This window comes from Halorarum salinum (assembly GCF_013402875.1).
Lineage (GTDB): Archaea > Halobacteriota > Halobacteria > Halobacteriales > Haloferacaceae > Halorarum > Halorarum salinum.
Map to the genome: position 1 here is coordinate 511,132 of NZ_CP058579.1, position 20,527 is coordinate 531,658.

The following is a 20,527-nucleotide window of genomic DNA, read 5'->3' on the forward strand; positions in this document are numbered from 1 at the left end:
GCGCCACCCCCTCAGAAACCCTAAGTCGCTCGGCCCCGACGATTGAAATAAAGCTGACACATGTACGAGGATCTGACCTATAGGCGTGGGTTCCTGCTCCTCGAGGCGGGACGCGACGCCGACCGCTCCCCGATCGGAGGGTGGGACGTCGTTCCCCTCGACCGGTATCGCCTCCACGCACACCCCAAACTCCGGCACGCCGGCGCCGAGGACGGGGACGACAGGCTGCTCCTCCTCGGCCGCGTCTTCGACCCGATAAACGGCGTCGCCGACGCGGACGCGATCCTCGACACGCTCCTCGACCGGCTGGCGGCGTCCGACGAGCGGTTCTTCGACTACCTCGACTGTCTCAGCGGCAGGTTCGTGCTGTTCGTCGAGGGGGACGGTCGCGCGTTCGCGCTCGGGGACGCGACCGGGAACCGCGCGCTGTTCTACGACGACGACTCCGCGGACCCCAGGCTCGCGTCCCACCCCGGGATCCTCGCCGGGATCGGCGGCTACGAACGGACGGACGGTGCCGAGACGATCCTGGACGTCGAGGCGCCGTGGTTCCCGGGCGCGGCGACCCCCTACTCGGAGGTCAAACTGTTGACGCCGAACACGCTGCTCTCGCTCCCCGACGCCGAGGTCACGCGGTTCTTCCCCCGCGAGCCGCTCCCATCGAACCCGCTGACGGACGGCCTGGTCGCCGAGGTCGCGGATATCTTCGAGACCTCGGTGGAGTTACTCGGCCGGGAGGCCGACCTGTCGCTCTCGCTGTCGGCCGGGCTCGACAGCCGGGTGAGCCTGGCCGCGACGCGGGACGTCTCGGACGAGGTGTACTACAACACGTGGATGACCGGGGAGGCGGACAAGGAGGTGGAGACCGTCACGGAGCTCTGTGAGCGCCTGGGCATCGAGTGCGCGCTCACGGACCTGTCCGAGGAGCCGGACGACGAGTTCCTCGAGGTCTTCATGCGGAACACCGCCGGGATGTCGCGGTGGAACCGCGCGCGGAACGCCTACAACCTCCACCGCCGCGACGCCCCCGGCGAGGACGCCGTCGAGATCAGGTCGAACGTCTCGGAGATCGCCAGAACGTTCTACCGGGACCGGTTCACGTTCCTGCCCGACGAGGTGCGCGCGGAGACGTTCGCCAAGCTCTACGCCTACGAGGCCGGCTCCGACTACGTGCAGGGGAAGTACGAGGAGTTCGTCGACAGGACCGACTTCTCCGAGGAGAACATCTTCAACTACGACATTTACGACCTGTTCTACTGGGAGTGCCGCATCGGCTGCTGGCTCTCGCTGTGGCTGCTGGAGACGAGCATCGCCCAGGAGGAGGTCTCGCTGTTCAACAACCGCCGCCTGCTGAAGAAGATGCTGTCGGTGCCCTACGAGAAGCGCCGGAGCGACGAACTGTTCCACCGGGTCATCCGGGAACTGTGGCCCGAGTGTCTGAACGTTCCGATCAACCCGCACAAGGAGTCGAGCTTCGAGGGGATGGACCGGTTGGATCGGTTCCTCTCGGGGGCGATTCTCAGGGCGCCGGCGCCGGCGTACATGAAGATCCGAAAGATGCGGCGGAGCATCTAGCCGCGGCGCGTCCTTGAGGGCCAGCACCTTCCTCGTTCGTGCCGTCGGAGACGTCCCCAGTGCCGTTGGTCCTTCGAGGCGGCTCCATACAGCCGGTTTTTGAACGGCACGGGTCCAGAGCCGTTTGGGCCAGACGGCCGCTCCCCCATCATTTATCCTGAGGATAAGTAAGGATCACTCGGACTATTTTCGGGCGGATGTCACGAGCACTGAACGCGATCGCGTTGACCGCGATCATGGTCCTCTCACTGTTCGCTGGCGGGACAGCGGCAGTAGCCGGGATCGCACAGCAGACCGAGAGCACGGCACCGACGGAGATCACCTCCTGCACGGTGATCGACTCGCCGGGTCACTACGTACTGACCCGGGACATCGTTCGGTCGGACGAGGGCGAGGGCCCGTGTATCGTGATCCGCGCGAGCGACGTCACGGTCGACGGGAACGGCCACGTCCTCGACGGGAACACCACCCAGGAGTCGAGCGACCGGGCCGGTATCGCGACGACCGCCGCCCACCCCGTCGACAACGTCACGGTCGCGAATCTCACGCTTCGCCAGAACAGGGACAACGTTCGGTTCCACTCCGTGAGCGACGCACGGATCACGAACGTCTCGAGCCAGAGCCCGGAAGTCGGCAGCATCGTCGTCCGTGGGTCGGACCACGTCGAAATCAGCGACAGTTACGTGGAGGGGTCGTTCCAGGGGAACGGACTCACCATCGGCAACTCGGAGCACCTGAGCGTCGTGAACAACACGTTCGACGATGGATATTTCACGATCGTAGCGTCGGGGATGAACCGGTCCGTGATACGCGATAACTCGCTCCGCCGCACGAGCACGGCGATCAACCTCGCCAGCGGGACTGACAACGTGATCTCGAACAACACGATCCCGGGTCGCACCGACGAGGGGATCACGGTTCGCGGAAGCAACAACACGGTGCGCGGGAACACGATCTCGCTCGGTCACGACGGCATCGTCGTCTCGGGGTCGAACCACACCGTCGCCGACAACACCGTCGATCGGATGGTCGGATGGGCCGCCAGCGCCGAGGGGACGGGCCACACGTTCGAGAACAACAGTTTCAGCGGCGGTGAGGCCGAGGGCGCGTCGGGTGGAGCGCTCGAGGTCAGCGGGTCCGGGCACGGGATCGAGAACAACTCCCTGACCGGCTTCCACGGCGTCCGGGTCACCGGCGCCACGGGATCGATCTCGATCGACGACAACCGGATTCGCGCCGTCCGCCACGTCGAGGTCGCCGAATCGAGCCTCTGTCCCGACCCCGGCGTCGTCGTCCACGCGCACGGGAACGCGTTCGACGCCGACTCCTACGAGGCGTACGATCGGTACGGCGTGCTGAACCACGACGACGACGTGGTGAACGCGACGAACAACTACTGGGGCGCCGAATCCGGACCCTCGAGTCCCGACGGGGAGAACGTGACCGATCCGGTCACTGGCGAACCCGCAGACGAGACTGGCATCACCGTCTCCGAGGGTGTCCGCTTCGATCCGTGGCTGGAGGCGCCTCCCGAGAACGCGGGAGTCGAAAACGGGACTGACGCCTGACCGGAACCGCCGAGGTTCCCGAACTGACCCCGCCGATTTTTGTCCCGCCGCGACCACCCCGAACCAGTGCCGACCGAGTACGACAAACTGATTCGCGACCGCATCCCCGAGGTGATCGAATCCAACGGCGAGACGGCCGTCACCCGGCGGGTCGAGGGCGAGGAGTACGGCGACTACCTGGCCGAGAAACTGGTCGAGGAGGCGTCCGAGTTCCGCGAGGCCCGCGAGGACGAGGGGGAGGACGCGGACCGCGAACTCGCCGACGTGCTGGAGGTCGTGGAGACGCTGCTCGACCGCCGCGACCGTGAACGAATCGACCGGCTGCGGGCCGACAAGGTCGGGGAGCGCGGCGGGTTCGCGGAGGGGATCGTGCTCGAACGGGTCGAGGGCGGGGACTGACCCACCGGGCCCGACTCCCGTTCCCCGCACCCGGACCGAACGCCCGTCCGGCATCCGAAACCGATACCTTCCGGCGTCCGAATCCACGGGCATGGACCCCCGAATCCGCGAACACGCGGAGACCATCGTCGACCACTCCCTCGACCTCGAGGCGGGCGACGACCTCGTCGTCCAGCTCCCGGCCGAGGCGGCCGACCTCGCGGTCGCCGTCCACGAACTCGCGGGCGACCGCGGCGCGAACCCGGTGTTCCTGAACAACTCCGACCGCGCCCAGCGGGCGTTCCTCCGCGCCCGCGGGGACGACTTCGAGACGCCCGACCACCAGCTGGCCCTGTTCGAGGAGGCCGACGCGTTCGTCATCGCCCGCTCGGGCGGCAACGTCGCCGAGAAGTCCGACGTCGACCCCGGGACGACCGCGGCGTACAACCGCGCGTTCCGGCCGGTCCAGCGGGAGCGGCTCTCCAAGCGCTGGTGTCTCACCCAGTACCCGACCCCCGGCTACGCCCAGCTCGCGGGGATGAGCACCGACGGCTACGAGAACTTCGTCTGGGACGCCGTCTCGCTCGACTGGGAGGAGCAGGGCGAGTTCCAGCAGCGGATGGTGGACCTGCTGAACGACGCCGACGAGGTTCGCATCCGGTCCGGCGAGGGGACCGACCTCACGATGTCCATCGCGGGCAACACGGCCGTCAACGACGTGGGGAGGAAGAACCTCCCCGGCGGCGAGGTGTTCACCGCGCCCGTGAAGGACTCGGTGAACGGCGAGGTCCACTTCGACATGCCGCTGTACCGGCAGGGCCGCGAGATCGAGGACGTCCGCCTCCGCTTTTCGGACGGCCGCGTCGAGTCGTTCTCCGCCGGGCGAAACGAGGACGTGCTGGAGGGCGTGTTCGACACGGACGAGGCCGCCCGCTACCTGGGCGAACTCGGCATCGGGATGAACCGCGCCATCGACCGGTTCACCTACAACATGCTGTTCGACGAGAAGATGGGCGACACCGTCCACATGGCCGTCGGCAGCGCCTACCCGGAGACGGTCGGCGAGGGGAACGAGGTGAACGACTCGGCCGAGCACGTGGACATGATCGTCGACATGAGCGAGGACTCGGTCATCGAACTCGACGGCGAGGTCGTCCAGCGGGACGGGACGTTCGCCTTCGAGGATGGCTTCGAGTAACCGGCCTCGGGGAGCGGCGGCGGGTCGGCCGCGCGTCGTCGGCCGCACCCCGACGGCAACACGCCGACGGCCACACCTCGACGGACGACGGTGCGAGTGACCCACTCGCACGGATTCGGTGGGATTTATGACCGTGGAATCATCTCTCACACCCGTGCCGAAAGTAAACTGTCCCGACTGCGGCCGCGGGATCGGGATGCACGAACTCGAGGCGAAGACGACGGCCCAGTCCGGCGGCTTCTCGACGCGCTACCGGTGCCCCTTCTGTCGAACCGACATGGACGACGTCACCGAGTTCCTCGTGTAACCATCGGTGGCGACGTTTCGGGGGCGAGAACGAGCCGAGTGGCTACTCCACGTCGAGTTGGAACTGGCCGTTCTCCACGACGCTGTTCAACACGACGGAGGTGTTCGTCTCGCGGATGTCCGCGTCCGCCAGCAGCCCCTTGATGCCGTCGTTCATCTCGTCGGTGTCCCTGAACTTCCCGATGGCGATCACGTCGTAGTCGCCGGTCACCTCGTAGACGGACACCATCTGTTTCTGCTGACGGAGCCGGTCGACGATGTCGGGCAGCGCCTCGCCCTCCACCTTCAACTGGACGATGGCGGTCACGTCGTAGCCGAGCTTGCCGTAGTTCACCCGGGGGGTGTACCCCTCGATGACGCCCTCGTCCTCCAGGTCGCGGAGGTGGTTCGAGACGGTGGTCACGGACACGTCCAGCTCCTCGCCGAGGCTGCGGAGGCTGGCGCGACCGTTCCCGAGCAGTGCGTTGACGAGTTTGGCGTCGAGGTTTTCGTACGTCATCACGCTTACCCACGGGATAGGGGGTTTAGAATTTTACGAACGTCCAGTACTATTACCTAGATGGGAAGGTTGCACCGACCGACAACGATTTTATACTGGGAGTGTACCATCCCAACGTCAGAGTTCATGACGCACGACAACGCGGTACCGGACGGCGGGCTGAGCACGGACGAACAGCGGGTCATCGACGCGATCGAGGAGGAGGGGATCGACTTCCTCCGCCTCCAGTTCACCGACATCCTGGGAACCGTGAAGAACGTCTCCATCCCGGCCTCGCAGGCCGAGAAGGCGTTCTCCGAGGGGATCTACTTCGACGGGTCGTCGATCGACGGCTTCGTCCGCATCCAGGAGTCGGACATGCGGCTCACGCCGGACCCGGCGACGTTCGCGGTGCTCCCCTGGCGGACCCGCGAGGGCGAGAACGGCGGCGCCGCGCGGCTCATCTGTGACGTCGTCGACACCTCCACGGGCGAGCCATTCGAGGGCGACCCGCGGGGCGTGCTGAAGGGCGTCATCGACCGCGCCGCCGAGATGGGGTTCGAGGTCAACGCCGCCCCCGAACCCGAGTTCTTCCTCTTCGAGGAGGACGAGGATGGGCGCGCGACCACGAAGACCAACGACGCGGGCGGCTACTTCGACCTCGCGCCGAAGGACCTCGCACAGGACGTGCGCCGCGACATCATCTACGGCCTGGAGGACATGGGCTTCGAGATCGAGGCCAGCCACCACGAGGTCGCCGAGGGCCAGCACGAGATCAACTTCGAGTACGACGACGCGCTCACGACTGCGGACAACGTCGGCACCTTCCGCACGGTCGTTCGGGCCATCGCCGCCCAGCACGACCTCCACGCGACGTTCATGCCGAAGCCCATCGCCCGCATCAACGGCTCGGGCATGCACGTTCACCTCTCGCTGTTCACCGAGGACGGCGAGAACGCGTTCCACGACGACGACGACGAGTTCAACCTGAGCGAGACCGCCAAGCAGTTCACCGCCGGCATCCTCGAGCACGCGCCCGCCATCGCGGCCGTCACGAACCCGACGGTCAACAGCTACAAGCGGCTCGTCCCCGGCTACGAGGCGCCCGTCTACGTGGCGTGGTCCGACCGGAACCGCTCGGCGCTCATCCGCAAGCCGGCCGCGCGCGTCCCGGCGGCCTCGCGCATCGAGGCGCGCTTCCCCGACCCGTCGTGCAACCCGTACCTCGCGTTCGCCGCGCTCATCAGCGCCGGTCTCGACGGCGTCGAGCGTGGCCTCGACTGCGACGACCCGATCCGCGAGAACATCTACGAGTTCGACGAGCGGAAGCGCGAGGAGTACGGCATCAGCACGCTCCCGTCGAACCTCGGCGAGGCCGTCGACGAGTTCGAGGAGGACGAGGTCGTCCAGGACGCGCTCGGCGACCACATCAGCGAGAAGTTCGTCGAGGCGAAGACCGCCGAGTACGACGAGTACCGCGTCGAGGTCTCCGAGTGGGAACTCGACCAGTACCTCGAGACGTTCTAGGCCCGCCCGCAACGGTCCACCTTTCTTCGCGGCCCGGCGCCGAAACGGCGGAGCGACGGCGGCGCGACGGTCCCGTCAGTTCTCCTCGGGCACGCCCGCAACCGAGGGGCGCCCCAGACGGCCGACGACGGTCGGCCACGCGACGACGAGCGCGACCGCGAGGAACGACAGCGGCAGCACGGCGAGCAGCCGGTAGCGCGTCGTGTCGGGGACGACGCCGAACACCACCGGAAGGCCGACGAGGGTGATCCCGTAGGCGCCGAGAAACAGGGCGCCGACGATCGCCGCGCCGAAGAGCGCCCCCGCCGGACCGACGGCCGCGGTCTCGGCCCCGCGGAGCCGCCAGACGAGGTAGCCGCCGAACGCGCCGCCGGCGGCGATGGCCGCCTCGAGCACCTCGCCGTCGTGACCTGCGAGGAACGCGACGACGAGCGCGAGGACGCCGAGGATCGCGGACGTGAAGAACACGCGGTCGGGCCTGGGCCGGAAGCCGGAGCGGGCGATGCGGTGGAGGACGGCCAGCGCCACCAGTCCGACGACGATGCCGGCGAGCACGTCCACCAGGTAGTGGACCCCGAGGACGATCCGCGAGAGCGAGACGGCGGCGACGACGACGCCGGCGGCGAGCCAGCGGACGCGACGGCTCCACACGTCGAGGAACGTCGCGAGGCCGCCGTACACCATCGTCGCCGCGATCGCGTGGCCCGAGGGGAAGCCGAACCCGGTTCCGGTGGCGGCGTTCAGGTAGGCGGCGCCGAGCAGGTCCGGGAGCCACGTGGGGACCGTCGCCGACCCGGCGCCGAGCGGCCGGGGGACCGCGAGGAGGCTCTTCAGCGCGGTCGTCACCGCGAGCGCGGCGAGCGCGATGGCCAGCAGCGTCGTCCCCACGTGCCGGGGATTGACCGCGAGCCGCCGGTTGCCGAACCAGTACAGCAGCGTCAGCCCGAGATAGAGGAACCACGCGTCGCCGAGTTGCGTGACGGCGGCCGCGACCGGGACGAGCCAGTCCGGTCCGGCCGCGAACGCCTCCACGAGTCCGAGTCCCCGCACCGCTCACCTCCGGTCCCGGACGGCGTCCAGCGCCTTGCCCGGGACGTCGAGCGCGTTCAGCCCCACCCCGACGAGGACGAACAGGGTGTAGAGCCCGAGCGTCGAGAGGAACGTCACGACCATCGCCACGATGGCGACCCAGCGGTCGAGCCAGTAGAACGCGCCGAGGGTGAGCACGACGCCGTACAGGAGCACCAGGTACGGTCCCCACCCGCGGGCGTGGCCGCGGCGCATCCGCGCGCGGACGTATCGCTTCAGTTCCGACTCCAGCGCCGGCTTCTCGACGGTTCGGCCGTCGATCTCGTCGACGTCGGCCCGCAGCGCCGCCACCCGCCGGTCGAGTTCGGCGACGTCGGGCGCGGGCCCGTCCTCGTACTCCTCCCCGCTCATGTGTGCTCCGGCATGCGCGGCGTCCCCTTTACCGTGCCGGTCTCCCCGCTCGCGGTGCTCGTCTCCCGGACCGCCCGGCTCGCCCCCGTCGCCGATGGGGGCCCGCGAACCGACGCCGTCGGTCGCGTCGGCTCCCCGACGGCGGTCGGCCGCGAGCGTCACGTTCACGACGACCCCGACGAGCACGACGATGCCGCCGAGGTAGAGCCACGTGACCAGCAGCAGCACCGCGCCGATGACGCCGTACACCTGAGGGCCCCCGCCGGCGCTCTGGAGCCCCACGTACGCCTGGAACAGCGCCTGGAGCACCGTCCAGCCGACGCCCGCGAACACGGCGCCCGGGAGCACCTCGCGGAGGCTCACGTCCCGTTCCGGGAAGAAGTAGTACATCGGGAGGAACGCGACCGTCAGCACGGCCGGGAGCGTCAGGATGCTCGCGACGCCCAACCCGAGGCCGAGGTCGACCGTGAGGAGGACGCTCCCGATCGCGAGCATCAGGACGAAGCTCGCGCCGATGCTGGCTGCGACGACGATCGACTCCCGGAGCTGTGCGAGCAGCGACGGGGGGTCCTCCGAGCCGTAGATGTTGCGGAAGGCGGTGTCGATGCCACGGAACACCTTCAGCGACCCCCAGACAGCGAGCAGGACGCTGAAGACCGTGGTCCCGCCCCGTCCGGCCCCGCTCTCGAGGGCCTCGACGACGAACTCCTGGCCCGCGTCGGTCAGCAGGCCGGAACTGGCGGCGACGACGGTCGTCGCGAGCCGCTCCTCGCCGACCGCCGTCGCCACGATGAACAGCAACACGACCGTCGGGAGCAGCGAGACGAACGCGTAGTAGGCGACGCCCGCCGCCAGGAACGTGACCTCCTGGTCGCTGGCCGTCCGGACGACCCGCCGTGCTACCCTGACTGTCCGCCGAACGCGGGCCCGGGCTCGGGAGGACACGGGCAGTAATTCACCGGACGGCGACAAGAAAGCTCGGGCGGTTTCGGTCGGTTTCCGGGCGTGCTCGGGGGTGACGCCCCGGCGCTCCACCCGCCGGACAGCCATAACCGCTCTGCGCGTGCCGGCCAGCCTCCGATCACGCGAGCGAGGGTGATCTCACGGGACCGAAGGTTCCGGGTAGTGCTCGCCGGACGCACGCGAGGGACGAGCACCACGGCGCGGGAGCGAAGCGAGCGAGCCGAGGAGCACAGAGCGTGCCGCGCGAGTCGACAGCCGCGGGGGCTTTCTGGAGTTCCTCCGCGACGACCGAACCCACCTCCCGGACGACGGCAGCGAGGCCTTGGAACGGCGAAATCAGAACCTACCCCAGGTCGGCGGTCGCCTCGCGCATCTCCGCGACGGTGGCATCCGTCTTCACCGCGGTGCCCGAGTAGTGGGCCCTGCTGGCCTCGTAGCCGGCGTCCCGGAGGGTCGCGACGAACTCGTCCATCCCCGAGGCCGGCCGGTTCCACAGTTCGCAGAGCCGGTGCTGGTCGTAGTGGGTCGGCCTGTCCAGTTCCCCGGAGACGGTCCCGAGCAGCTTCCGGGCGCGCTTCGCGGTGCCCATGTCGTCGGTGACCGCCTCGCGCACGGCGTCCGCGAACCCGGGGTCCGCGATCCGGCCGAGCCAGATTGGCCCCGCCGTGACCGACCGGTTCGAGCCGCAGTGCGGGCACGCCTCCGGCGGGTTCGCGATCAGCCCGAACTCGTGCTCGCGCTCGAGGCAGTCCTGGCAGTGGTGGACGTACCCCAGTTCGTCGACGCAGTCGTTCGCCGCCGAGGCCGAGGCGTCCAGTTCGAGGTACGTCCGAGCGTAGTGCCGGGAGACGTGCGAGAGGACCGGGCGGGCCGCCTTGTCCCGGCTGGCGGCCCGGCGGACGAGCGCGGAGACGAGCACCCGGAGGCCCATCTCGGCGTGGTAGTCGGTGTTGCGCGGCACCGTCGAGTAGCGCCTGACTCCGGCGTCGAAGTGGGCGCCACACAACGGGGCCGTGTCGGTGGCCGTGACACAGAGCAGGTTCCTGGTCCCCGCCACGGCGGCGTCGGCGAACGGCATCGGCGAGCCGTACGGGTCGACGTCGACCACGTCGAAGAAGTCGGTGTGGAGCAGCGCGTTCGCGTCCCCCTCCACGGCCTCGCAGCCGTCGTAGTTCGCGAGGTTCCGGGCGGCGAGCGCGACCGCCTCCTCGTCCACGTCGGCGCAGGTGACGCTCCACCCCTCGGCGGCCGCGCGGGCGCCGCGGACCCCCGAGGCGGCCATCGCGTCGAGGTACGTGTCCGCCCGCGGCTCCCGGTCGGCGTACGCCCGCAGGGTCGCGACGGTGACGTCCCGGTTCAGTTCCATCTCGGGGTTGTAGAACACCTCGCCGCCGCGCCCGTCGCTGGCGCCGTCGCGGGCGCTCTCGACCTCGACCGCCACCCCGCCCTCCTCGATTCGCATCGTGCTACGTTGGTGTGGGCGACTCCCGGGGATAAGCGACCCGACTGCGTGACCCCCGCGACCAGCCGTGTGGCGCCCGGTTCCGCGCCCGACCGCGAGCGACCTGGGCCGCCCGAGCGGTCGACCCGGCCGATTCGGGGCTCCGAAGTGGTTTAGGCCCGTGCCCGCCTAGCGCCTGGCGTGACGGAGGGGAACGCCGACGCCGGCCTGGACGCCGACGCCGACAGCGGCGGCGACGGCCCCTCGGACGCCGAGGTCTCGGAACTCGCCGCGGAGGACTGGCGTGCGGCGCTGGCAGCGGCGGGGGAGCTCGGCCCGGAGATCACCCGTGCCATCATGGACACCCACGGCAACCGCGGCCGGCGGGCCATCGAGGCCGTCTCGGAGGAGCGGGTGAAGCAGTACCGGGACTTCACGGTCGTCGTCGGCCACCGCCGCGAGCACGTCGTCGAGGCGGGCAACTGCGACTGCGAGGACGCGGCGTACAACCTCGACGCCGAGGAACCCGACGAGCGCTGCTGGCACGCGCTCGCCGTCGACATCGCCGAGCGATTGGGGCGCGTCGACCACCACGACATGTGGTACTCGGACGTTCGCGAGTTCCTGTGAGTCGCAACCGCGGACTCGCGGCACGGGCGACGTTCCCGCTGACCGCGCCACGGACCGTCCCGATATGAAAACCTGTCGACGGTCCGCGCTCGTCGGCAGTCCGTGGTTCGGGTATAGGTGGCCCCGGCCCGCTCGTCGAGTCGCGACATGTCCCCCGAACCACGACGGCCCTCCGCCGACCGAACGCGCCGGCGACTGCTCGCGACCGGCGGCGCGGCGTTCGCCGCGTCGCTGTCCGCCCTGACCGCCGGCTGCCTCTCCAGCCTTCCCCCGCTCGGAGAGGGGCAGCGCTACGGGCGCATCGAGGCCCCGCCCGCCGACGACCCCGCGTACCGCCGGTGGCTCCCCGCGCCCTCGAGCGTGGATCACCCCGTCGAGCGGTACCACCTCTCGGCACTGCGACCCGCCGCGTCTCGCGCCGGAGCGCCCGGGAAGCTCGCCGGCGCCCGGGCGCGCCACAGGGCGGACGTCGACTACTTCGGGATCGGCTTCGAGAACCACGACCTGTTCGTCGACTCCGCCTTCGGGACCGTCGTCGAGGCCGCGTTCGACCGCGGGATCGTCGTCGCGACGGTCGCGGACAGCGGCTACGAACGGGCCGGCGAGTACAGCGGCTACACGCTCCTCGAGCGGTCCGACGTCCGGCGACGCGTCGCGGTCGGCGACGACGCCGTCGTGTGGACGAGCGCGTACCACCACGAGCACCCCGACCTGGAGGCGCTCGTCGACGCGGGGGGCGGGAAACGCCGCCGGTACCACGAGCGGAACGCGGCTTTCGAGCAGCTCACCCGAGCCGCGGGCGGGAACCCGTATCTCGGCGTCAACGACGCCGTCCACGACCCGACGGGGCGGCCGGCGATGCTCGCGGACGCCGTCCGGTTCGGCGGCGACGCGGCCTACCAGGAGGTCCGCTACCGGTACCTGACCGACAGCGTGCCGACCGCGCGGGCGCTCGAGGCCGCGCTGGAGGAGGACGACCACCGGTTCGTCGACGGGGCCGACGCGTTCGACGTCCGGATCGACGGACCGCTCGCGACGGTGACGACGCGTGTCCCGCTCCGTCCCGACCGCGGGACCGACCCGGCGCCCGACCTCCCACAGGTTACCTGGGGCGTCGACCACGACGCGGACGCGGGCCGGGTCACGTTCCGCCACGAGGCGGGCGAGCCGGTCCCAGCGGGGATGCTCGGATACGACGTGGTCCGCCCGTCAGCGCCCGGACGGATCCGGGAACGGCCGTTCCCGCCCGGCGTCGACCCCGTCGCCGCCGGTGCGGAGGCGACGGTCGACCTGAGCGAGTACCCGGACGCGACGGGCGTGAACGTCGTCTACGCGGGCGGCGGTCGGCGGTACCACGTCCCGTTCTGCTTCGAACTCGCGGGTGGGAACGATGGCTGAGGCGGCCGCGCGACCGTGGGTTCCCGTCATCCCGCCGGACGTGTCCCGGGGGGGCGCCGCACGCGCGTTCCGGAACGTATTCCAGAGTCCGATGACAGACGAAGGTGAGATGGCCGACGTCGACCTCGAGACCGTCGTCTCGCTGCTGGACGACGAGCACGTCCGGTCGATGCTGGTCGCGACCAGCGAGACGCCGCTGTCGGCCAACGAACTCAGCGAGCACTGTGGGGTCTCCGCGTCGTCGATCTACCGGCGGCTCGACCGGCTGGCCGACGCAGACCTCGTCGGCGAGCGAACGCGGCCGCGGAGCGACGGCCACCACGAGACGGTGTACGTCTCCCGGCTCGACCGGTTCGAACTCGCGATAGGCGACGGAGACCTGTCGTGGGACCTCGACCGCCGACGCGACGACGTCGCCGATCAGCTCACGCGCATGTGGGGGCGGTTCTGATGCCGGTCGTCGGGCTCGGCTCGCCGGTCGGCCTGCTCGCGGGGGTCGCGGCGACGGCCTCTGCGGTCGTCGGCCTCTACATCGGCTACCAGGCGTACCGCGGGCTCCGCCGCAACGACGACCGGTCGATGCGGTGGCTCTCAGTCGGGATGATCCTGCTCTTCGGGCTGACGTACACGCTCGCGGTCGCCGGCCAGGGGCTGATCGCGTTCCGCGTCGTCCCCATCCACCTCCAGGACGCCTTCCGGCTGCTGGTACGGCTGACACAGCTCGTCGGCCTCGGATGCATCGCCTACTCCCTGCGGGTCGCGACGGGCCGGTGAAGCCGGTTCGCGGCGCGTATCGGCCCGTACCGTCGCTCCTCCGCCGCGGACGGGGACTCCCCGTCCCGTCTGCCGTCGGCGTGCGCGAGTTCGGGCGCACGCCGGTTCACGAGCGCCGTTCAGGTCGGGCCGGGAAGTACGCCCCGTCTCGCCGTGCCTGCGTTTTCCCGTCCACGACCCCGAAGCGATCCCGGTCCGCGAGCCGGGAGTCCCCGCAGACGGCCCGTGACGGCCTCGTGCGACCTCCGACCCGCCCAGACGGAAGCGTTTAGACGGCCGGCCGGCTACGCTTCGGTATGTCGGACTGTCCACTCGCCGACGACTGCCCACGGTTTTCGGAGCGGATCAACGGGATGGGATGCCAGCACTACGGCGACCGCGGCGGCGCCGAGTGGTGCAACAACTACGACATGCCCATCGCCGACCTGAAGCAACAGCCCGTCAAGCCGGGCGAGGAGGTCGTCCTCGACGTGGAGGACATCCACGAGAGCGGCGCCGGCGTCGGCCGGACCGAGGACGGCTTCATCGTCATGGTCGACGGCGCGCTCCCCCCGGCCCGCGTCCGCGTCCGCATCGACCGCGTGAAGCAGAACCACGCGAAGGCGAAGGAGGTGCTCGAGAAGCTTCCGCTCGAGGGGGACGGGGACGACGTCGACCTCGACGAGGCGGACCCGGCGAGCGAGCGGGACCGGGAGCGGGAGGAGAAGGAGGAACAGCGGCTCGGATCGCGCGACAACTTCTGGGGCTCGTAGGCCGCCACCGCCCCGGGAATCGCGCAGGGACAGTCCGGACTATCCTTTTTTGTGACCTCCGCCCCGAGTCTCGGACATGGTCGATTCGGAGGGGGACGCCGGCGCGGTCGAGGTCGACGTGGACGAACTCCTCGACAGCGTCGGGTTCGACCCCGAGCGGAGCGTGCTCACCCGCCGGCAGGCCGAGGTGCTGGCGCTCCGCGAGCGCGGCACCCGCCAGGCCGACATCGCGGCGCTGCTTGGCACCTCCCGGGCCAACGTCTCCAGCGTCGAGGCCAGCGCCCGCGAGAACGTCGCCAAGGCGCGCGAGACGGTCGCGTTCGCCGAGGCGCTCGCCGCCCCGGTCCGGGTCGAGGTGGAGACGGGTGCCGACCTCTACGACGTCCCCCAGCGGGTCTACGACGCATGCGACGCGGCGGGCGTGAAGGTGAACCACACCGCCCCGGACCTGATGAAACTCGTGAGCGACGAGGCGGGCGACGCCGTCCAGGGCCGGAAGGTCGTCGTGCCCATCCTCGTCGGCGTCACCAGCGGCGGGTCGGTTCGGGTGCGGCAGTCGGAGTGACGGCGACTCGGGCGGCGACGGCTGTGGTCGCGCCACCGAGCGCACTCGCGTCGGGTCCGCGTGGACGGTCTCTCCTCGACGGCGCTTACCGCGTCGAAACTCAGTCGTCCGCCGGCATCTCCTCGGCGAAGAGGTCGTCAGGGACGGCGCCGATCTGCATCAGCATCGGCAGCATGTTCACTTCCTGCCAGGATTCGGCGAGCTCGCCGTCCTCGACGCGGCTGATGTCGATCCCCGTCATCGTGACCTCCTCGTTCGTCGGCTCGACGCCCGCCATCTCGCCGGTGTGGGTGCCCCGCATCGTCCAGCGTGTCACGACCCAGTCACCGGTCGAGATGACCTGCTCGGCCTCGATCCGACCGTCGACGACGCCGGCGCCCATCTCGGCCATCTCCCGGTAGCCGTCGGGACCGCGTACCGGTTCCGGCATCGACGAGTCGTGGAGGACGTAGTCGTCCGCGACCAGTTCGTCGATGACGTCGAAGTTCCCCTTCTCCCAGACCTCCTCGTTGAGGCGTCGGACCACTCGCTCGTTGTCGTCGGCTCTCGTCGCGTCGTCTTTGGCTGTCGTCATGGTCACGTCCCAGCGTGCCGGGACGTACAGTCCGGACGCTCCCGGAGCGCATTGTTATGAGCGACCGCGTGCCCGGTACGGGTGACACGTTCCCGAAACGGCCATCGGTTCCCCCCGAAACGGGACGTTACCGCCGTCAGTCCGGCGTTACTCCGCGGTTCCGCGCCCGAACGGAATGCGGCCCGGACTCCCGGTAGGGCCGGCGGTCGCCCCGTCAGAACTTCCCCTCCCGCTTCAGTTGCTCGACCACCTCGCGCACCCGCTGGGCCTCGCCCTTCGGCACCACGAGCACGCGGTCGTCGCAGGCGACGACACAGAGGTCGTCAACGCCGACCAGCGAGACGTGTCTCCCGTCGCTGGCGACGACGTTGCCCGACGCGTCGAGCGTCAGCGCGTCCGACGCCAGCGCGTTGCCGTCGGCGTCCGTCCCGAGCACGCGTTCGAGCGCGTCCCACGAGCCGAGGTCGTCCCAAGCGAAGTCCGCGGGCACGACGACGGCGTCCTCGGCCCGCTCCATCACCGCGTAGTCGATGCTCACGGGCTCCACGGCGTCGAAGCCCCGTTCCGGGTCGCCGGCCTCCAGCGCGTCGACCAGCGGCGCCAGCGGCGTGTCGCGCGCGGCCGCCAGGAGCGCGTCGGGCGTCCACGCGAAGATGCCCGCGTTCCAACGGTAGCCGGCGTCGACGTACTCGCGGGCCGTTCCGGCGTCGGGCTTCTCGTGGAACGCGGCCAGGTCGCGGTAGCGGTCGTCGCCCCCCTCCGGCCCGGGTTCGACGTACCCGTACCCCGTGTCGGGCCGGGTCGGTTCCACCCCGAAGGCGACGAGCGACCCGGTGTCGGCGGCGACGCGCGCGCCGCGGGCCATCGTCCCCGAGAAGGCGTCCGCGTCGGGGACGTGGTGGTCCGCGGGGAGGCAGACGACGACCGGGTCCCGGTTCCGGGTAGCGCCGTCGCGGACGCGTTCGCGGGCCGCCCAGGTCGCGTACAGCAGCGCCGGGCCGGTGTCCTTCCCGGCCGGTTCGACGACGACCCCGGCGTCGAGCGCGTGGTCGTCGATCTCGTCCGCGAACTCGGGGCGGGTGGAGACGAGCACCTCGTCGGCGAAGTCGGTTCGGGCGACCGTCCGGGCGAGGAGGCTCCCGTCCGCGTCGCCCGCGGCGCCGGTCACGCCGCCACCGGCACCGAGGGGGAGGAACTGCTTCGGCCGGTCGCTCCGCGAGGCGGGGTAGAGCCGCGATCCGGTGCCGCCCGCGAGCACCACCGCGACGACGGGGCGGGCCGGCGCGTCACCGTTCACGGCCGACGCTTCCGGCCGCCCTCGCCGTCCGTCGTCGGATCCGCTCACCACGTCTGCACCCGTCCGTCGCGCACGTCCTCGGCACAGCCCTCGCAGTCCACGTTGTCGGCCTCGAAACAGTCCGGCCGGCCCTCCGCGTCGACGGCCACGGCGCGCCGCTCGACGTACCGCCGGCAGACGACGCGGGCGTTCCCCTCGCCGTCGTCCGGGAGGCCGAACTCCGCCGGGTCGACCCGGTCCGGGGCGCCTCCTTCCCGTCGGCCCTCCCGGTAGGCGTCCCTGCTCCGGGCGTACTCCCGGCCGGCCTTCCGGGCCTGCTGGCGCAGGACCCGGCGGAGGCGGTCGGTCAACGTCATGCCCGACCCTGCGCCGGCCAGCGACATAGGTCCGTTGCCGTCCTCCCGCCCCTCTCCGCCGGTGCGGTCGACCGCCGGCGCGGCCGGTCCCCGTCGACGCGTCCGGACCCGTTTCACTTCCGCTCCGCTCCCGGAGCGTTAAATAGGATGAGGAACCAACCGGCGTACGCCTCCCACCGAAAAACTGAGCGGAGGCAGGAGAACCATGGCAGATTTGCAAACCCAGGCGGAAGAGATACACGAGCAGTTTTCCGACCACCTCGACGTCACGGTCGAGGAGGTCGAGGAGAAACTCGACGCGCTCGTCACGGAGTACAGCGTCCCCGTCGACGAGGCGCGCCGGAGCGTCGTCAACTCCTACCTCGACGAGGCGGGGATGGAGCGGGACGAACTCGCGCCCGGCGGCGCCGAGGCGGCGCTCGTCGGCGAGATCGACGAGGACGAGCAGTGGGTCGACCTCCGGGTGAAGGTGGCCGACCTCTGGGACCCCGGCCACGAGTCGATCGCGCAGGTGGGCCTGCTCGGCGACGAGTCGGGCACCATCAAGTTCGTCGCCTTCGACACCAGCGACCTCCCGAAGTTGGAGGAGGGCGCGAGCTACGCGCTCGGCAACGTCGTCACCGACGAGTACCAGGGCAACTACTCGGTGAAGCTCAACCGGACGACCACCATCGAGGAACTCGACGAGGAAGTCGAGGTCGGCGACGACTCCTCGGAGGTCGAGGGCGCGCTGGTGGACATCCAGTCCGGGTCGGGGCTCATCAAGCGCTGCCCCGAGGAGGACTGCACCCGCGTCCTCCAGAACGGCCGCTGTAGCGAACACGGCCAGGTCGACGGCGAGTTCGACCTGCGGATCAAGGCCGTCCTCGACGACGGCGAGGTCGTTCAGGAGGTCATCTTCGACGAGGAGGCGACCACCGACCTGACGGGCATCTCCCTCGCGGACGCAAAGAGCATGGCACAGGACGCGCTCGACACCACGGTCGTCGGCGAGGAGATGGCCGACCAGGTCGTCGGACACTACTACCGCGTCCGCGGGCCGACGTTCGGCCGGTACGTGCTCGTCGACGAGTTCGAGGAGCTGTCCGGGCCGGCGGATGCCGAGGACGTGCTGATCAAAGCGAGGTCGATGTGAAATGAGCGGAAACGTTCCCACCCGAGAGGTCGCCCGCCGGGCGTTCGCCCGCGAGTACAACGACGGCAGCTACACGTTCAAGGAGTCCGAGGACGAGCGGGCGCCGCTGTACCTGCTGCTCCCCACCGGGGAGCGCGCGAACCGCGTGTTCCTCGTCGGCACCCTCACCGAGAAGGAGGACGTCGGCGAGGACAGCGAGTACTGGCGCGGCCGAATCGTCGACCCGACGGGCACGTTCTTCGTGTACGCCGGGCAGTACCAGCCCGAGGCCGCCAGCGCGCTCCGCGAACTGGAGCCGCCGGCCTACGTCGCGGTGGTCGGCAAGCCGCGGACCTACGAGACCGACGACGGAAACGTCAACGTCTCGGTCCGCCCCGAGTCCATCACCGCCGTCGACGCCGCCACGCGCGACCGCTGGGTCGTCGAGACGGCCCGGCGGACCCTCGAACGCGTCGAGCGGTTCGACGACGAGGGCAACGAGTACGCGCTGATGGCCCGCGAACAGTACGACCTCCCCGTGGAGGAGTACGTCGACGCGGCCGTCGCCGCGCTCGAATCGCTCGACGGCGGCGACGAACTCGAGGGGGAAGAGGCGCCCGCGTAGGCCCGCCGAGGGTCGCGCGACGCCCCTTCCCGCGTTCCCCCTGCGGCTTTTTCGGGAACCGGCCGGCGAGCGGCGACGATACCTGGACGACCGCCGTCGAGTCGGCAGCAGGGGTGGCGCGCGGCGACCGCGCTTTCGTGCGCGGCCGACGACGCGTGAGGGCCGAGCGGGCCGGCGCGCCATGAAGGCGCGCCGATCGTGAGCGAGTCGGCTGGGGAGGGTGTGGCTCCCATCACGCCCAGGCGTAGTGGTCTGCTCGACCGACCGGCCGGACCGTTCGAACGCACCACCTGCCGATCCGTCGGGATCCCCCCACACGAGGCATACACCCGTCTGACGAACCGTTAAGTGATACACGGACCCAACGAGTACGACATGAGCAACAAGAACAAGACGATCTCCTTCCGCGTCAACGAGGACGCGTTCGAGGCGCTCCGGGAGATCGCGGACGAGCGGGACCTCTCGCTGTCGGCGGTGTTCCGCGACTACGTCGACGCGCTCGTCACCCACGACGGCCAGATCCGGGTCGTCCCCGAGCACGAGTACGAGGCCGACGGCGACGACGACGCGCCGTTCCCGCCGACCGTGTCGGTCCCGCGGAGCTTCGTCCGCGAGCACGAGCGCCTGGAGCTCGAGGCCGAGCACCTGCGCGAGCAGCTCGACGAGTACAAGGAGTACGCGACGTACCTCCACGACCGCATCGAGTCGGACGCCGACGACGGCGAGGACGTGGTGAACCTCGAGGACCTCGACCAGGAGCGCGACGTGCCGGACGTCGACCTGGAGTCCGACGAGCCGTACAAGCTCGGCTGAGCCGGGGGACGAGCGCCCGCCGAACGCCCGCCGAGCGCCCGTACAGCTCTACCCGGCGAGCGCCCGTTTCGCGTCCCGCGCCTTCTCCTCCATCTCCCGGTCGCCCTCCACGTCGGCGAGCGACTCGACCGCCTCCAGCGTCCGCACCGCCGAGTCGAGGAAGGAGAGCACGTCGCCGGGGTAGGCGTACAGCATGTAGTCGTCGCCCATGACGTCGACGATGGCGTCCGGACCCATGCCCTGTGCCCGGAGCTCCAGCAGGTACCGGACGAACTTCCGCTCGGGGTGGCCACAGTAGGGGGCGTCCTCGCAGTCGCAGTCCAGGAAGTCCTCGGCGAACTCCAGCAGGCGGTCGCGCGTCGCCTCGTCCACCTCGGCCAGGCCCTCGCCGGTGAAGACGAGGTCCAGCGTCGCGCCCTTGAACGCGCCCTTCGGCACGCTCGTCCCGAGCTGGGAGGCGATCTGCCGGTGGTTCTTGAGGTAGATCTTGTCCGTGATGGCCACTGCTACTCGAAGGAAGGCGCGAGCGGGCCAAAAGCCCGACGGTCCGCTGGCCGCCGCGTCCGGCGACACGCTGGCTGCGTATCCACCGTGCGTCCGCGTCACACCGCCCGATTGCGTTCGTAACGTATTTGAGTCGGAACGCAGTAGTTGTCGGTGCGTGTCCGGGTTGGGGTAGTGGACTATCCTTCAGCCTTGTGGAGGCTGAGACGCGGGTTCAATTCTCGCACCTGGACCTCGAAACGGTTTCTCGC

At 70.1% G+C, this 20,527-nt stretch carries 23 protein-coding genes and 1 tRNA gene; 16 read left to right on the forward strand and 8 right to left on the reverse strand.

The window, feature by feature from the left end:
* Positions 1-60 precede the first annotated feature (60 nt).
* The 5 genes from HUG12_RS02370 (at position 61) to HUG12_RS02390 (ending at position 5,026) form a co-directional block, all read left to right on the forward strand.
* Positions 61-1,575, forward strand: coding sequence for a hypothetical protein (locus HUG12_RS02370; protein ID WP_179267237.1), 1,515 nt, complete (start codon positions 61-63; stop codon positions 1,573-1,575).
* A 197-nt stretch (positions 1,576-1,772) separates the two neighbouring features.
* Complete coding sequence (locus HUG12_RS02375; protein WP_179267238.1) at positions 1,773-3,143, forward strand: right-handed parallel beta-helix repeat-containing protein; 1,371 nt, start codon at positions 1,773-1,775, stop codon at positions 3,141-3,143.
* 66 nt (positions 3,144-3,209) lie between these two features.
* Positions 3,210-3,542 carry a nucleoside triphosphate pyrophosphohydrolase gene (locus tag HUG12_RS02380; RefSeq protein ID WP_179267239.1) on the forward strand — a complete coding sequence of 111 codons (333 nt, stop codon included), beginning with the start codon at positions 3,210-3,212 and terminating at the stop codon, positions 3,540-3,542.
* Between the two features lie 91 nt (positions 3,543-3,633).
* The gene (locus tag HUG12_RS02385) at positions 3,634-4,719 is read left to right on the forward strand and encodes an aminopeptidase (protein ID WP_179267240.1); all 1,086 of its coding nucleotides are present in this window, start codon (positions 3,634-3,636) and stop codon (positions 4,717-4,719) included.
* Positions 4,720-4,873: 154 nt separating this feature from the next.
* Positions 4,874-5,026: a hypothetical protein gene (locus HUG12_RS02390; RefSeq protein ID WP_179266815.1), complete on the forward strand. Its 153-nt coding sequence runs from the start codon at positions 4,874-4,876 to the stop codon at positions 5,024-5,026.
* A 42-nt stretch (positions 5,027-5,068) separates the two neighbouring features.
* Here the strand turns inward: HUG12_RS02390 and lrp are convergent, their stop codons facing one another.
* Positions 5,069-5,524, reverse strand: a complete 456-nt coding sequence (gene lrp / locus HUG12_RS02395; RefSeq protein ID WP_179267241.1) for an HTH-type transcriptional regulator Lrp — start codon at positions 5,522-5,524, stop codon at positions 5,069-5,071.
* A gap of 126 nt (positions 5,525-5,650) precedes the next feature.
* Here lrp and glnA point away from each other — a divergent pair, with 126 nt between their 5' ends.
* Entirely contained in the window at positions 5,651-7,030 is a 1,380-nt protein-coding gene (glnA, locus tag HUG12_RS02400; RefSeq protein WP_179267242.1) for a type I glutamate--ammonia ligase, read from the forward strand.
* Positions 7,031-7,105: 75 nt separating this feature from the next.
* Here glnA and HUG12_RS02405 read toward each other — a convergent pair whose 3' ends face one another.
* From HUG12_RS02405 to HUG12_RS02415, 3 genes are all read right to left on the reverse strand, one after another.
* Complete coding sequence (locus HUG12_RS02405) at positions 7,106-8,080, reverse strand: phosphatase PAP2 family protein (protein WP_179267243.1); 975 nt, start codon at positions 8,078-8,080, stop codon at positions 7,106-7,108.
* A gap of 3 nt (positions 8,081-8,083) precedes the next feature.
* A complete protein-coding gene (locus tag HUG12_RS02410; RefSeq protein ID WP_246308126.1) occupies positions 8,084-9,415 on the reverse strand; it encodes a YihY/virulence factor BrkB family protein in 1,332 nt (443 codons plus the stop codon).
* Positions 9,416-9,776: 361 nt separating this feature from the next.
* Complete coding sequence (locus HUG12_RS02415; RefSeq protein WP_179267245.1) at positions 9,777-10,895, reverse strand: tRNA (guanine(26)-N(2))-dimethyltransferase; 1,119 nt, start codon at positions 10,893-10,895, stop codon at positions 9,777-9,779.
* Positions 10,896-11,186: 291 nt separating this feature from the next.
* Between HUG12_RS02415 and HUG12_RS02420 the strand changes: the two genes are divergently transcribed.
* The 6 genes from HUG12_RS02420 (at position 11,187) to HUG12_RS02445 (ending at position 14,993) form a co-directional block, all read left to right on the forward strand.
* Positions 11,187-11,504, forward strand: a complete 318-nt coding sequence (locus tag HUG12_RS02420) for a hypothetical protein (RefSeq protein WP_179270544.1) — start codon at positions 11,187-11,189, stop codon at positions 11,502-11,504.
* A gap of 147 nt (positions 11,505-11,651) precedes the next feature.
* Entirely contained in the window at positions 11,652-12,902 is a 1,251-nt protein-coding gene (locus tag HUG12_RS02425) for a hypothetical protein (protein WP_179267246.1), read from the forward strand.
* A 91-nt stretch (positions 12,903-12,993) separates the two neighbouring features.
* Positions 12,994-13,353, forward strand: a complete 360-nt coding sequence (locus HUG12_RS02430; protein ID WP_179267247.1) for an ArsR/SmtB family transcription factor — start codon at positions 12,994-12,996, stop codon at positions 13,351-13,353.
* Positions 13,353-13,676, forward strand: coding sequence for a DUF7521 family protein (locus HUG12_RS02435; protein WP_179267248.1), 324 nt, complete (start codon positions 13,353-13,355; stop codon positions 13,674-13,676). The genes HUG12_RS02430 and HUG12_RS02435 overlap by 1 nt, the downstream gene beginning before the upstream one ends.
* A gap of 296 nt (positions 13,677-13,972) precedes the next feature.
* On the forward strand, positions 13,973-14,428 hold the full coding sequence (locus tag HUG12_RS02440; protein WP_179267249.1) for a TRAM domain-containing protein: 456 nt from the start codon (positions 13,973-13,975) through the stop codon (positions 14,426-14,428).
* A 76-nt stretch (positions 14,429-14,504) separates the two neighbouring features.
* Positions 14,505-14,993 (forward strand): Tfx family DNA-binding protein, encoded by a 489-nt coding sequence (locus HUG12_RS02445; RefSeq protein WP_179267250.1) that lies wholly within the window; start codon positions 14,505-14,507, stop codon positions 14,991-14,993.
* A 100-nt stretch (positions 14,994-15,093) separates the two neighbouring features.
* Here HUG12_RS02445 and HUG12_RS02450 read toward each other — a convergent pair whose 3' ends face one another.
* The 3 genes from HUG12_RS02450 to HUG12_RS02460 all read right to left on the reverse strand — a co-directional run bounded on the left by HUG12_RS02450 (position 15,094) and on the right by HUG12_RS02460 (position 17,220).
* Positions 15,094-15,567 (reverse strand): ester cyclase, encoded by a 474-nt coding sequence (locus HUG12_RS02450; protein ID WP_179267251.1) that lies wholly within the window; start codon positions 15,565-15,567, stop codon positions 15,094-15,096.
* 214 nt (positions 15,568-15,781) lie between these two features.
* Positions 15,782-16,864: a mannose-1-phosphate guanylyltransferase gene (locus HUG12_RS02455; RefSeq protein ID WP_179267252.1), complete on the reverse strand. Its 1,083-nt coding sequence runs from the start codon at positions 16,862-16,864 to the stop codon at positions 15,782-15,784.
* 44 nt (positions 16,865-16,908) lie between these two features.
* Positions 16,909-17,220 (reverse strand): DUF7091 family protein, encoded by a 312-nt coding sequence (locus tag HUG12_RS02460; protein ID WP_394354271.1) that lies wholly within the window; start codon positions 17,218-17,220, stop codon positions 16,909-16,911.
* 205 nt (positions 17,221-17,425) lie between these two features.
* On the opposite strand from HUG12_RS02460, the gene HUG12_RS02465 reads away from it, so the two are divergent.
* The 3 genes from HUG12_RS02465 to HUG12_RS02475 all read left to right on the forward strand — a co-directional run bounded on the left by HUG12_RS02465 (position 17,426) and on the right by HUG12_RS02475 (position 19,772).
* Positions 17,426-18,355: a replication factor A gene (locus tag HUG12_RS02465; RefSeq protein ID WP_179267253.1), complete on the forward strand. Its 930-nt coding sequence runs from the start codon at positions 17,426-17,428 to the stop codon at positions 18,353-18,355.
* 1 nt (position 18,356) lies between these two features.
* A complete protein-coding gene (locus HUG12_RS02470; protein WP_179267254.1) occupies positions 18,357-18,959 on the forward strand; it encodes an RPA family protein in 603 nt (200 codons plus the stop codon).
* A 375-nt stretch (positions 18,960-19,334) separates the two neighbouring features.
* Positions 19,335-19,772 (forward strand): ribbon-helix-helix protein, CopG family, encoded by a 438-nt coding sequence (locus HUG12_RS02475; RefSeq protein ID WP_179267255.1) that lies wholly within the window; start codon positions 19,335-19,337, stop codon positions 19,770-19,772.
* Between the two features lie 48 nt (positions 19,773-19,820).
* On the opposite strand, the gene HUG12_RS02480 is transcribed toward HUG12_RS02475, so the two are convergent.
* On the reverse strand, positions 19,821-20,276 hold the full coding sequence (locus HUG12_RS02480; protein WP_179267256.1) for a DUF5814 domain-containing protein: 456 nt from the start codon (positions 20,274-20,276) through the stop codon (positions 19,821-19,823).
* Between the two features lie 160 nt (positions 20,277-20,436).
* Between HUG12_RS02480 and HUG12_RS02485 the strand changes: the two genes are divergently transcribed.
* Positions 20,437-20,509, forward strand: a tRNA-His gene (locus HUG12_RS02485).
* Positions 20,510-20,527: the final 18 nt, after the last annotated feature.